At 41.1% G+C, this 11959-nt stretch carries 11 protein-coding genes; 7 read left to right on the top strand and 4 right to left on the bottom strand.

Going from position 1 to position 11959, the window contains the following annotated elements:
- Positions 1-4: 4 nt before the first annotated feature.
- Both BC659_RS16780 and BC659_RS02010 read left to right on the top strand, forming a co-directional pair.
- Positions 5-148, top strand: coding sequence for a hypothetical protein (locus BC659_RS16780; protein WP_162847325.1), 144 nt, complete (start codon positions 5-7; stop codon positions 146-148).
- A 131-nt stretch (positions 149-279) separates the two neighbouring features.
- Entirely contained in the window at positions 280-1995 is a 1716-nt protein-coding gene (locus BC659_RS02010) for a sodium:solute symporter family protein (protein WP_133472910.1), read from the top strand.
- A 203-nt stretch (positions 1996-2198) separates the two neighbouring features.
- Here BC659_RS02010 and BC659_RS17105 read toward each other — a convergent pair whose 3' ends face one another.
- Entirely contained in the window at positions 2199-2384 is a 186-nt protein-coding gene (locus BC659_RS17105; protein WP_211340686.1) for a KilA-N domain-containing protein, read from the bottom strand.
- A 93-nt stretch (positions 2385-2477) separates the two neighbouring features.
- On the opposite strand from BC659_RS17105, the gene BC659_RS02000 reads away from it, so the two are divergent.
- Complete coding sequence (locus BC659_RS02000) at positions 2478-3749, top strand: alpha-amylase family glycosyl hydrolase (protein WP_133472909.1); 1272 nt, start codon at positions 2478-2480, stop codon at positions 3747-3749.
- Positions 3750-3803: 54 nt separating this feature from the next.
- Here BC659_RS02000 and BC659_RS01995 read toward each other — a convergent pair whose 3' ends face one another.
- Positions 3804-5327: a trypsin-like peptidase domain-containing protein gene (locus BC659_RS01995; protein WP_211340685.1), complete on the bottom strand. Its 1524-nt coding sequence runs from the start codon at positions 5325-5327 to the stop codon at positions 3804-3806.
- A 220-nt stretch (positions 5328-5547) separates the two neighbouring features.
- Positions 5548-6549 carry an aldehyde dehydrogenase family protein gene (locus BC659_RS01990; protein WP_133472907.1) on the bottom strand — a complete coding sequence of 334 codons (1002 nt, stop codon included), beginning with the start codon at positions 6547-6549 and terminating at the stop codon, positions 5548-5550.
- A gap of 59 nt (positions 6550-6608) precedes the next feature.
- Here BC659_RS01990 and BC659_RS01985 point away from each other — a divergent pair, with 59 nt between their 5' ends.
- The 4 genes from BC659_RS01985 (at position 6609) to BC659_RS01970 (ending at position 9483) form a co-directional block, all read left to right on the top strand.
- Complete coding sequence (locus BC659_RS01985) at positions 6609-6956, top strand: 4Fe-4S dicluster domain-containing protein (protein ID WP_133472906.1); 348 nt, start codon at positions 6609-6611, stop codon at positions 6954-6956.
- A gap of 284 nt (positions 6957-7240) precedes the next feature.
- Positions 7241-8221, top strand: a complete 981-nt coding sequence (locus BC659_RS01980; protein WP_133472905.1) for a D-alanine--D-alanine ligase — start codon at positions 7241-7243, stop codon at positions 8219-8221.
- A gap of 94 nt (positions 8222-8315) precedes the next feature.
- Positions 8316-9158 carry a PASTA domain-containing protein gene (locus BC659_RS01975; protein ID WP_133472904.1) on the top strand — a complete coding sequence of 281 codons (843 nt, stop codon included), beginning with the start codon at positions 8316-8318 and terminating at the stop codon, positions 9156-9158.
- 16 nt (positions 9159-9174) lie between these two features.
- Positions 9175-9483 carry a rhodanese-like domain-containing protein gene (locus BC659_RS01970; protein ID WP_246027066.1) on the top strand — a complete coding sequence of 103 codons (309 nt, stop codon included), beginning with the start codon at positions 9175-9177 and terminating at the stop codon, positions 9481-9483.
- Between the two features lie 89 nt (positions 9484-9572).
- Here BC659_RS01970 and BC659_RS01965 read toward each other — a convergent pair whose 3' ends face one another.
- Positions 9573-11945: a TonB-dependent receptor gene (locus tag BC659_RS01965; protein WP_133472903.1), complete on the bottom strand. Its 2373-nt coding sequence runs from the start codon at positions 11943-11945 to the stop codon at positions 9573-9575.
- Positions 11946-11959: the final 14 nt, after the last annotated feature.

Here is an 11959-nt window from a genome sequence, read left to right as displayed (position 1 = left end):
TACCATGAAACAGAGAAGACAAATCGGTATTTTCACACTGATCGTAATCGGAGTAGGCGTAGGGCTACTAATAAAAAATGTCCGTATCGGATTGTTGATTGGATTGGGCATAGGTTTATTTGCCGGCAGTTTAATCAGGAACAGGTAACTGTAATGATGTATGATGGAACCAAAAGAAAAAATACCCTTATTCAAAAACTGGAAAAGCTGGTACGTCTTTGTATTGCTTTTTCTCTTGGGCTTGATTGCTTTTTTTCAATGGCTCACTAAAAATTATGCATGAGTACGATAGACTGGATTGTGCTGGTGATTACCCTTGCAGGTATCATCACTTATGGGTTATACAAAAGCCGGACGAGTAAAAACCTCGAAGGTTATTTTCTCAGTAACAGAAGTATGCCATGGTACATGGTACTTCTGAGTATTATGGGTACACAGGCCAGTGCGATTACTTTTCTATCAGCACCCGGTCAGGCATTTACAGATGGAATGCGTTTCGTGCAATACTATTTCGGTTTGCCAATCGCAATGGTGATTCTTTGTATCACTTTTGTTCCCCTGTTTAACAAACTGAAGTTATTTACAGCCTATGAATTTCTTGAGAAGAGATTTGATCTGAAAACCAGAACATTTACTTCTTTTCTGTTTCTTCTTTCCCGTGGACTCTCTACCGGTATCAGTATTTATGCGCCTTCTATTATACTATCTTCTTTAATGGGGTGGGATATTTTCTGGACCAATATTGTAATGGGTGGAATGCTCATTATTTATACAGTAACCGGTGGCGCCAAAGCAGTAGCGTACACGCAGCAATTACAGTTGCTGATCATTTTCGGGGGTATGTTTGTAGCTGGTTACCTGATAGTAGATTACCTCCCGGAAGGGGTGGGCTTCAGTGAAGCGTTGAAAGTTAGCGGAGCATCTGGAAAATTAAATGTAATCACAACGGGTATTACTGAAAATGGATTTGATTGGAAAGACAGGTATAATTTAATCAGTGGTGTAATTGGAGGCTTTTTTCTTGCACTCTCTTATTTTGGAACCGATCAGTCGCAGGTAGGTAGGTACCTTACTGCAAAAGATACTACCGAAAGCAGGCTGGGGCTTTTGATGAATGGACTGGTAAAAGTACCTATGCAGTTTTTCATTCTTTTACTGGGCGCTTTGTTGTTTACTTTCTATCAGTTTACGCCGTCGCCTGTATTTTTTAATAAGGCAGTAGAGGAAAAAGCCATGCAAACATCGTACAAAGATGAGCTTGCATCTTTGCAGCAACGATTTTCTACCTATCAAATTCAGCAAAAGGAATGGAATAGGTTATATGCTGTTGAAAAAAAGGAACTGTATAAAGATAGTATCGCTATCGGCGCAAAGAGAATGGCTGATATCCAAAAGGATTATAAATCGGTACTTTCAAAAGCAACCCCGGGTGCCGATACCAATGATACCAATTACATATTTCTGCGCTTTGTGGTAGATTTTCTTCCGAAAGGACTGGTTGGACTTTTGATTGCCATTATTTTTCTGGCAGCCTGGGGGTCGATAGCTGCTGCTTTAAATTCGCTGGCCTCCTGTACCATGATCGATTTTCACCAAAGATTACAGGGAATAGAATCCGATCATACCAATCCTGAACAATGTGCCAAAGAATACAAACAATCGAAATATTACACGTTGGCATGGGGTATTTTTTGTGTTATCACAGCTGAGTTTGCCTCAGGTATGGGAAGTCTCATCGAAGCGGTGAATGTATTAGGCTCTTTATTTTATGGTGTTATACTTGGTATTTTTCTGGTAGCCTTTTATATGAAAAGGGTACAGGCCAATGCTGTTTTTGCAGCGGCTATTATTGGTGAATTGGTGGTAATCACTTTTTTCCTGCTTGATAAATATAATATTATTGGACTTGGGTTTTTATGGTTGAATGTTGTGGGTGCTTTGGCTGTGGTATTATTAAGTGCCCTTTTTCAACTGTTTAAGCGAAGGGTTGTGTAGCATGGATTTCAACTGATCCTTGCGGCAAACTCAAAAGCAATATCCTTATGGGCATATGTTCCCTCTGCATTACCAGCTTTTACGATGAGTCCTTTTGCATTTACCGTAGTAATCCATTTTAAAGGAGATAATACAAAACTGTTACTACCTGCTTCTCTTTGTAATGGGTCGAATTCGACCCCTTTGAAATGTGGGTTATGGATTTATTTCCAGATACCAAGGAATTCAATCGTAGACTTGGACCTTAGCCAGTTTTTGATAATGTCTTTGGGTTCTTGTGGGTTTTTATATCGGGCAATATCGGTAAGAGAGATATAATCGGATTGTACGGTATTGAGTAATTCAATCTGCTTTCCTTTTACCGAAATGATTTGTTTCGCCTTTTTCATGGTTATTTGTAAGGCGTAAATCTATCGGTTTATAAAAGCATTCTCAATACGTATAAATACCTGATTTTCCCTAAAAATCAGTATCATCGTAATATGAGCAAGCCATTCACAGTAGTACCTTGGGCACAGTCGGCCTCCGTTTATGAAGTCAATATAAGGCAATACACGGCTGAGGGTAGTTTTCAAGCTTTCGCAAAGCATCTACCACGTTTACAGGAAATGGGGATTGATATACTCTGGTTAATGCCCGTTACACCTATCAGTATTGCGGAAAGACAGGGTTCACTAGGCAGTTATTATGCCTGTAGCAGTTATACAGAGATCAATCCTGAGTTTGGCAGTAAAGCAGATTTTCAGGCGTTGGTTGAAGAGGCACATGCATTGGGTATGAAATTGATCATCGACTGGGTTGCCAATCATACAGGTTATGATCATCACTGGACAAAAGAACACCCTGATTGGTATGTAAAGGATGCGGATGGGAATTTTACGGAAAGAAATGGCTGGAAAGATGTGATTGATCTGGATTTTACGCAGGCGTCTATGCGGCAGGCAATGATTGCTTCCATGCAATACTGGGTAAAGGAATTTGATATTGATGGCTTTCGATGCGATATGGCACATTTGGTACCGCTGGACTTTTGGATGGATGCAAGAACAGCTTGTGATACTATTAAGCCTTTGTATTGGCTGGCAGAATGTGAGGAAATACAATATCACCATGCATTTGATACCAGTTATGCCTGGTGGTGGATGCACACAACAGAAAAATTTGTAAAAGGTGAAACTGGCCTTCATGAAATCAGGGAAGTGCTGCACGCTTACTCACAATACCCGGCTGGAGCCAGTAAACTTTTTTTTACGGCTAATCATGATGAAAACAGCTGGAACGGAACTGAGTATGAAAAATATGCTAACTGTGCAAAAGCATGGGCCGTATTTACCTGTACCTGGCAAGGGGTGCCCCTGATATACAGCGGACAGGAAAATCCGAATTTGAAACGTTTGGCATTCTTTGATAAAGACCTGATTGAGTGGAATGCTGAACCACAACTCCATGGTTTCTACCAACGCTTATTGCAACTGCGCAAAAACAACTTTGCCATTACCAGAGGTGAAACTTTTATTTTACCAACAGATGCTTTACCCGTAATGGCATACTTCAGAAAATTTGAGGCGGAGGTAGTACTGGTTTTATTAAACCTTTCCAATAAGGAAAAAGTAACCGTACAGGTTAATCATAACTGGTTACCGGGAAAATTCCGTCATTTGTTCTCTGATCTGATCTATGCGTTTTCCGACGAAGAAAGCTATGAGTTGTTACCTGGCGATTATCTGATTTATGTAAAACAAAATGAGTCATAACAAAAAAGCGAATGAAACTCATTCGCTTTTTTGTTACAATCCAATCATTGATTTTTATTCTCTTGATAAATTAAGGGGATAAGTATAGCTTCCTTCAAAGCCAGGATAAATACCTTCCAGTCTTACAACACCACCACCTTTTAAGCTCGCGAGTACTTCCTGCAGTTCTTCAACATTTTTTACTTCACGTCCGTTCACACCTGTAATTACAAAACCGTCCTGCATTCTGCTTTTGCCCAATAAACCGGTACCTACTTTTCTTACACGAACACCACCTTTGATATCGTTGGCTGCGGCCAGACTCTTATCAATGTTTTCAAGTTCACCACCTAATTGTTCGAGTGCAGAAGTGGTTTTCACAACTTCGGTGGTACCTACTTTATTTTTTAAGGTAATATTTACGGTATTTTCTTTTCCCGCACGCTTGTAACTTACGCTGATTTTATCACCAGGTTTATAAAGTGCAACCTGTTCCTGTAATTCAGGACCATTGGTTACAACATTGCCATTTACTTTGGTAACAATATCACCTTTCTTTAAACCTGCTGCTGCTGCAGCACCGCCATCAGGTACACCTGTAATATAAACACCTTCACCTTCTTTAATAGGTGATCCGATTTCTTTTTCAAGCTCACGTTTCTGATCGTCAGTCATGTTTTCATTCGGATAATTGATACCGATATAGGCACGCTGCACTGTACCAAATTTCACAATATCAGTAACGATTTTCTTTACAATATTCACCGGTATAGCATATGAATAACCGGCATATGAGCCCGTAGGAGAGGCGATGGCAGCGTTAATGCCAATGAGCTCACCCGAAGTATTAATCAAAGCACCACCACTATTACCCGAGTTCACAGCAGCATCTGTCTGAATAAAAGATTCAACAGGACTCTGGCTCTGTCTGCTGTTAATTCCGATTGATCTTGATTTGGCACTCACAATACCTGCTGTAACGGTAGCATCCAGATTTAAGGGATAACCGATGGCCAAAACCCACTGACCCAGTTTTACTTCATCACTGTTGCCATATACCAGATAGGGAAGCGCTTTTCCTTCTACTTTAATAACAGCAATATCGCTGCTTGGGTCGGTGCCAATTAAAGTCGCTTTGTATGATTTCTTATTGGCAAGGGTTACATTGATTTCGTCTGCACCATCTACCACGTGGTTATTGGTAATAATATAGCCATCGTCTGTAATCAATACACCGCTACCACTGGCACGCTGCTCTGGTATAACCCGGGGGCCGCCAAAAAAGTCGCCAAAATCGTCGCCAAATAAATCGGCGAAAGGATTGTTACGCTGGCGTTGTGTATTACTAACCTGACGCGCTTTGGTTTTTGTTTTGATGTGCACTACTGCAGGTGTAGCACTGGTAGCCGCAGGGGTAAAATCAATTGCTGCGGCCATATTATTATTTTTATCGAAAAATCCGGCATAGTTCACCGGTAGCTTTCCGGTATCCTGAATGCCTGCACGCTGGTAATCATTGTATTTGCTAAAGCCCCAGACACTGAGGATGGCAGTGGTGGCGCTGATGGCAACCACGGCTAAAATGTTCTTAAGATTCATATGCATGGTCTTTTAAGTATTAAATAATTTAAATCAAAAAATATGCCTTTCAGACAGCAAATAAACAAAGCTGTTTAATTGACAGTTTACCACTGACAGTATTTAACAAATGTTTTACGGCAATCCTCGTAGATCGGTCACTAACCAACCTGAAAGTTACTTGATTCTCTGTACATTATAATGGACTTTTCTCCTCTTTTAACCCTTATTCACCGATGGGTTATGACCATTGCTGCAAAAAAGCCATGGTGTCTACCCCGTCTGCATAATCCATAAGTTTAGGTTGTTGCGCCTGTCCAAATGGAATGAAATCATGGCCTACCACACATTGAATATGGGTATTGCCCTTTAGTTCGGCCGATAAGCTCTCTTTATCTGTATAATAAGTATAATGTACCTGGCTCACCGGCGAGAAAGGAGATATGTTTTCGGTAAGAATGACCGAATCATTGTTCATGTAGTATTTGTTACCCATGATCAGGAGGGCCAGATGGTAATCGTAATTATGTTTGTATTTATGATAGTCCATGAGGAAAGCATATTGCTTCAGCTCCTCCAGCAAGGGGATAAAATCATAACCGACCGGAACATACAACTGTGTAATATTACGGCAGCCGAGTCCAAAGTAAAGTTGAATATCATCGGTCAGTAAAGACAATTCTTCCTTTGTTTCTGTACCGTCGAGAACAGCTACAGAGGTTCTGTTTCTACGGATAATATTCGGATATTTGCCGAAATAATATTCAAAATACCTCCCTGAATTGTTGGAACCTGTTGCGATATAAGCATCACAGCCTTTTAGCTGTTCTGCAAAGGAGATCTGATTCTGAACGGTAATTTCCCATTCGTACATCTTTTTAACCAGGTGCTTGATGAGCCATTCATCTTTTGAAGATGTTTTGATCACCATCGGGTGTCCGCTGATAAATACCGACAAAAAATCATGAAAGCCAACCAATGGAATGTTTCCGGCCATTACGATACCAATGGTTTTAGGACTTACAGGTTCATCTTTTACTCCATAATGTGTGGCCCATTCTGCTAAAAGGGCCGGCTGCAGAAAATGATGTGCAATCTGCTGAATAGACCGATCCAGAAACTCAGGAATAAACCATGCATTTTCGCGATAAGCCCTCTCCTGTACCGACAGCCATTCCTCATCTTTGTTCAACATATATTCACCCAAACGGGCCAGTAACTGAATTCGTTCTTGTAAAATCATTTGTCAACCGTATTTTTGGAAAGCAAATGTAGAATCACTAACCCAACAAACCCATTTATATGGCTATCAAAATAACCGAAGAATGTATTAATTGTGGTGCCTGCGAGCCTGAATGTCCTAATAACGCCATTTATGAAGGTGGTGTGGAATGGGCCATTTCAGATGGTACAACTATCAAAGGTAGTTTTACGCTAATGGATGGAACAGCTGTAGATGCCGATCAGCGATTTGCCCCCATCAGCGTTGATACTTATTATATTACACCTAATAAGTGTACTGAATGTCAGGGTTTCCACGAAGAACCCCAGTGTGCTGCGGTATGTCCGGTAGACTGCTGTGTTCCCGATGAAATGTATCAGGAAACCGTAGAGGAACTACTGGCTAAAAAGGATAAAATGCACATTTAATGCACAGGCAGGTGTGCCAAACTTTTGCGTTAAAAGCTTGCATCTGCCATCATTATTTTGTATATTTAATGTATCAATATTGTTGTATCTGAACATACGACAACTAGTAACGGCGGGTGATATTTCCCGTCAACGTGAGGTGAAGAGACGGGTAGTTTCTTCACCTTTTTTTGGCAGTTACAAATCTTCGCTCTAAGATCTCAGATTTATTTTGATATCTCACATCTGCGATCTTACATCTGCCATCCCTCTCCCTATCTTTGTTGAAAACCTGAAACATTATCATGAAGAAAAAACTGGCATTGGTTACTGGTGGACTAAGCGGAGAAGCCCAGATCAGTTATAAAAGTGCTGTTACTGTTGGCAATCATCTCGACAGAGCATTATTTGACGTGTATAAAATTGATATCAATGCCACAGGATGGTGGTATGAAAATGAAGCCGGTGAACAGTCGAAAGTAAACCGTGATGACTTTTCCATAACCGATATGGGTGCAGTGGTTCATTTTGATGTAGTGCTGTTATGTATACACGGCACACCAGGTGAAGATGGTAAACTACAGGGCTATTTTGATATGCTGGGATTGCCTTATACCAGTTGCGATGCTGCTACATCTGCACTTACCATGAATAAACGTTATACAGTAGCCGTAGCTTCCTTCAGCGGTATTAACGTAGCGAAGTCTATGCACCTTTTTAAACATACCCCTGTGGCACCGGCAACCATTCTGGAACAACTGCGTCTGCCTGTTTTTGTAAAACCGAATAGCGGTGGTAGCAGCATTGGTATGAGCAAAGTGAATACAGCAGAAGAATTACCCGCAGCACTTGAAAAAGGGTTCAAAGAAGATAGTCAGTTATTGGTAGAAGAATTTATCAGCGGACGGGAATTTACGGTTGGTGTTTTTAAGTCGACAGGAAATATTCAGGTATTGCCCATTACAGAAATTGAAACAAAGAATGAATTCTTTGATTTTGAAGCAAAATATCAGGGGAAAAGCATTGAAACAACGCCCGCCCAGATCAACGACCAAATAAAAACGGATTTGGAAACGGCTGCAAAACGTGTATATGAGGTATTAAATTGCAGAGGGGTGGTGCGTATCGACTTTATCTACGACACGAATCTGCAAAAACCGTTTATGCTGGAGGTAAATACGGTACCCGGCCAAAGTGAAGCCAGTGTAATTCCGCAGCAAGTGAGGGCCATGGGTTGGTCGTTGAAAGATTTTTATACAGCAGTAGTTAATGAAGCAGTTCGTTAAAATTTGAGAAAATAATCTTCTGCAGGCAGCTACACAGAGGGAATCCTTTAACTTGTTCTTTATTCTGCAGATAAATTTTAGGTTTGCATAAGGCATGAAACAATTCATTGAGAAAATTACAAGAAAACCCCTTTGGGTAAATATGCTGGCCGGACTGGGAATTATCCTCATTCTGATCATCTTATTTTTCTCCCTCCTGGGATGGTTTACCGGTTATGGAAATACTACTAAAGTGCCATCTGTAACAGGACAGGAAATTACAGCCGCAACCCAATTGCTGGAACAGGCAGGTTTTGAAGTAGAAATTCAGGATTCTGTGTATGTAGACAGCATTCCTAAACTGGCAGTGGTACGACAAACACCTGAAGCCGATGCAACGGTAAAAACGGGTAGAACCATCTATCTCACTGTAAACAGAATGGTGCCCCCACAGGTTGAAATGCCAAGTCTTATCGGTTATTCTGTAAAAAGTGCCGAACTCTATCTTCAGAGTCTTCAGTTAAAAATGGGCAGCATTACCTATAAACCGGATATCGCACGAAATTCTGTACTGGAACAGTTGTACAATGGGGTACCGGTAAAAGAGGGTGATAAAGTACCACTCGGTGCTACCATTAGCTTTGTATTAGGAAGTGGATTAGGTGGTAATGAGATGGACGTACCCAATCTGATAGGTATGACCCTATCCGAAGCACGTTCTTATCTGTCGAGCATGAGTATTAATGTGGGTGCAGTGGTAGCGGTGGGCTCTATTCGCGATTCTGCAACGGCATTTGTGGTAAGACAATCACCCGAATATTTGTCGGAAATGCTGGATGATGCCGGTAACCGTACACCCAATAAAATTCGTCAGGGGCAACTGATGGATATCTATATCAGTAATGTTGCGCCTATAAAAGATACCGGAAGAGTCATTATTCCACCCGGTCAAAACTAAATAACCAACTTTTTGTATGATGCAAACTATTACTGTAGAAGAACTCAAGGCAAAATTAGATAGCGGAGAATCTATTCATCTGGTAGATGTACGCGAGCCACATGAACACGCGGAGTTTAATATCGGTGGTATACTACTGCCTTTGGGGAAAGTGCAAACCATGCAGGTGGATGATATTGAAGATTTCAAAGAAGAACCTGTGTATGTGTATTGCCGCAGTGGAAACAGAAGTGGACAGGCCTGCCTCATCCTCGGAACCATGGGTTTTCAGCATGTGATCAATGTAAGCGGAGGGATGCTTGCGTGGCAGGAAAAATATAAATAAGAAACAGAAAAATAAAAAACAGAGAAATCAGAAAGTGGTACGGTATTTTCTTTCTGATTTCTCTGTTCCTTATTGCTGATTCCTCTGTTTTAAAACCTCAGATTCACCGCTACCATAAAATTTCTGCCGGCCATAGGGTAATATCCATTGTCTGTGTACAATACACCACCACTTGTATAACTATAGCTGTAACCATTCGGCTCATATAATTTATTGAAAAGGTTATTAACCTGGGCAATCAACTGAATCTGTTTGAATACTTTATGAGCAAAACTGTAACTAATCCGTACATCCTGTGTTGCAAAAGCGTTCAGCTTACTTCTATTTAGCTGGCTGTTATCCATATATTGTCTGCCAACATATTTTCCGAGAACACCCAGTTCGAATTGTTTGGCAGGATAAAACATTAGCTGTGTGCCAGCTACTGTAGCGGGCGAAAAAGCTATATCAGTATTTTTTCTCTGTACGGCATCCTGATTGCCTGAATCGTAATTATCGGTATATTCTGTAAAGGATTTGATTTTGTTTTTACTGATGGTAAGGTTTCCCCCAACAGACAGCCAAATGGCTGGTTTCCATGTAGCTTGCAACTCTACACCCAAACGATAGCTCTTTGGTACATTAAAACGTGTATACGCACCTACATCATTGATCTGCCCCGTTAATACCAGTTGATTGATATAGTTCATGTAGTAGAAATTCGCGCCAATCTGTAAGTTACTTTGTCTGTAATCGATCCCTGCTTCCAGATCTTTTAATTTTTCAGCTTTGGGCTGACTGATAATACCCGCTTCAAAATCATCTCTGTTGGGCTCTTTATGACCGATAGCATAACTCACAAAAGCCTGCCAGTTATTGTTTCGGTAGGTAATACCGATTTTAGGATTGAAGAAATTGAAATTTCTATCAACCAACAACAGGGGATTATTCTGAAATCCTCTCATGGTATGCCTTACATGCCGGTATTGCAGATCTACAAAACCAAATAGATTTTTCAGGATGGTTTGCTGCCATTTTGCAAAAAGGTTGGCATCTTTTTTCAGTGCAGGGTTATTATAATATCTGTAACCTGACGGTGCGGTACCTGTTTGTAACCAGGGAAGGGTACCGTAATGGTCGCCAACATAGGTGCTCCATCCGCCACCGAGTGTAAATTCATTTCCCTGTTTGCGGTACTGCAATGACATATTCTGACCATAGAAATAATTATTCAGCCAGCGCTGGCGAACCAGATCGGTACGTGTAACAGTTGATCCGTTTACAACAGGGTTAGGCAAGCCATAACTAGCAAACCTTTGATTGGCTTTATATTCTTCATAATAGCCATAGCCACGTGTTAAAAATGCAGCAGTCTGTAAGGACCAGAAACTGTTAAAAGCATGGTTGAAGAACAACTGGTAATGCGTTTGTGTATAATTATCTGTCTGATTATCATAAGGTGAACCCGCTTTTTCTGTACCGGCCGGATTATTGGTACGATCTGTTTCAAGTAATGCCTGCGGTACACCATACCATGCCTGATAAGTTTTTTCTTTACCACTAAACACATTCAACCTGAGTGATGATTTTTGGTTGAGCCATGCACCACTCACATAAAATGATTTCAGGTTACTACTGGCACGGTCGATATACCCATCACTTTGTATACTGCTCACCCTTGCGTCTACAGTGAAATGTTTACCCAATAAACCGGTACCCGCTTTTAAAGTATGCTTGCGGGTATTAAAAGAACCGAAGCTGTTATTGAATTCTGTGTAGGCTTTATCGTTGAACTCATTGGTAGAAAGGTTGATGGTGGCGCCAAATGCTGCCGCACCATTAGACGAAGTTCCCACCCCTCTTTGTACCTGTATGCTGTTAACGGAGGAAGAAAAATCGGGCAGGTTTACAAAAAATGTACCCATGCTTTCTGCATCGTTGTAGGGAATGCCATTTAATGTTACATTGATACGGGTGGCATCGGTACCCCTGATGCGGATACCGGTATAGCCCACACCATTACCTGCATCTGAATTGATGACCACAGATGGGGTCTGGTTCAATAAAAAGGGAATGTCTTGTCCGAGGTTTGTTTTTACAATTTCTTCTTTACCAATATTGGTCTTGGCAAATGGGGCCTTATCAGCGGCACGGATAGATCTTACTTCCAGTGGCTGCAGAAACAGACTACCCGGTTCCAACTCGATAACGGCGTCGGTACGGGAGAAGTCGGAAAGGTTGAGTTCCCTGTTTCGATAACCGAGACTTTTGATGGTCAGCAGTTGTGCGTTTCCTACCCATGAAATGGAGAAAGATCCGTTATCGTTGGTAGTGGTTTGTGAACCATCAACAGATACAATAGCACCTGCAATGGGTTGGTGATTCAATTTGTCGGTTACTTTGCCCCGGAGGGTGTTTTTGTTTTGCCCGGCAACAAGCAGGATGAGGAATGTCAGTGACATTGTTCCCAAAAACTTTTTCATTTTAAATGGTTTAA

This window comes from Sediminibacterium goheungense (assembly GCF_004361915.1).
Taxonomy (GTDB): domain Bacteria; phylum Bacteroidota; class Bacteroidia; order Chitinophagales; family Chitinophagaceae; genus Sediminibacterium; species Sediminibacterium goheungense.
This window is presented reverse-complemented; position numbering and strand designations above follow the sequence as displayed.

Coding starts and splice junctions, on each gene's coding strand:
- BC659_RS16780 (WP_162847325.1), top strand. CDS start 5: ATGAAACAGAGAAGACAAATCGGTATTTTCACACTGATCGTAATCGGA.
- BC659_RS02010 (WP_133472910.1), top strand. CDS start 280: ATGAGTACGATAGACTGGATTGTGCTGGTGATTACCCTTGCAGGTATC.
- BC659_RS17105 (WP_211340686.1), bottom strand. CDS start 2,384: ATGAAAAAGGCGAAACAAATCATTTCGGTAAAAGGAAAGCAGATTGAA.
- BC659_RS02000 (WP_133472909.1), top strand. CDS start 2,478: ATGAGCAAGCCATTCACAGTAGTACCTTGGGCACAGTCGGCCTCCGTT.
- BC659_RS01995 (WP_211340685.1), bottom strand. CDS start 5,327: ATGAATCTTAAGAACATTTTAGCCGTGGTTGCCATCAGCGCCACCACT.
- BC659_RS01990 (WP_133472907.1), bottom strand. CDS start 6,549: ATGATTTTACAAGAACGAATTCAGTTACTGGCCCGTTTGGGTGAATAT.
- BC659_RS01985 (WP_133472906.1), top strand. CDS start 6,609: ATGGCTATCAAAATAACCGAAGAATGTATTAATTGTGGTGCCTGCGAG.
- BC659_RS01980 (WP_133472905.1), top strand. CDS start 7,241: ATGAAGAAAAAACTGGCATTGGTTACTGGTGGACTAAGCGGAGAAGCC.
- BC659_RS01975 (WP_133472904.1), top strand. CDS start 8,316: ATGAAACAATTCATTGAGAAAATTACAAGAAAACCCCTTTGGGTAAAT.
- BC659_RS01970 (WP_246027066.1), top strand. CDS start 9,175: ATGATGCAAACTATTACTGTAGAAGAACTCAAGGCAAAATTAGATAGC.
- BC659_RS01965 (WP_133472903.1), bottom strand. CDS start 11,945: ATGAAAAAGTTTTTGGGAACAATGTCACTGACATTCCTCATCCTGCTT.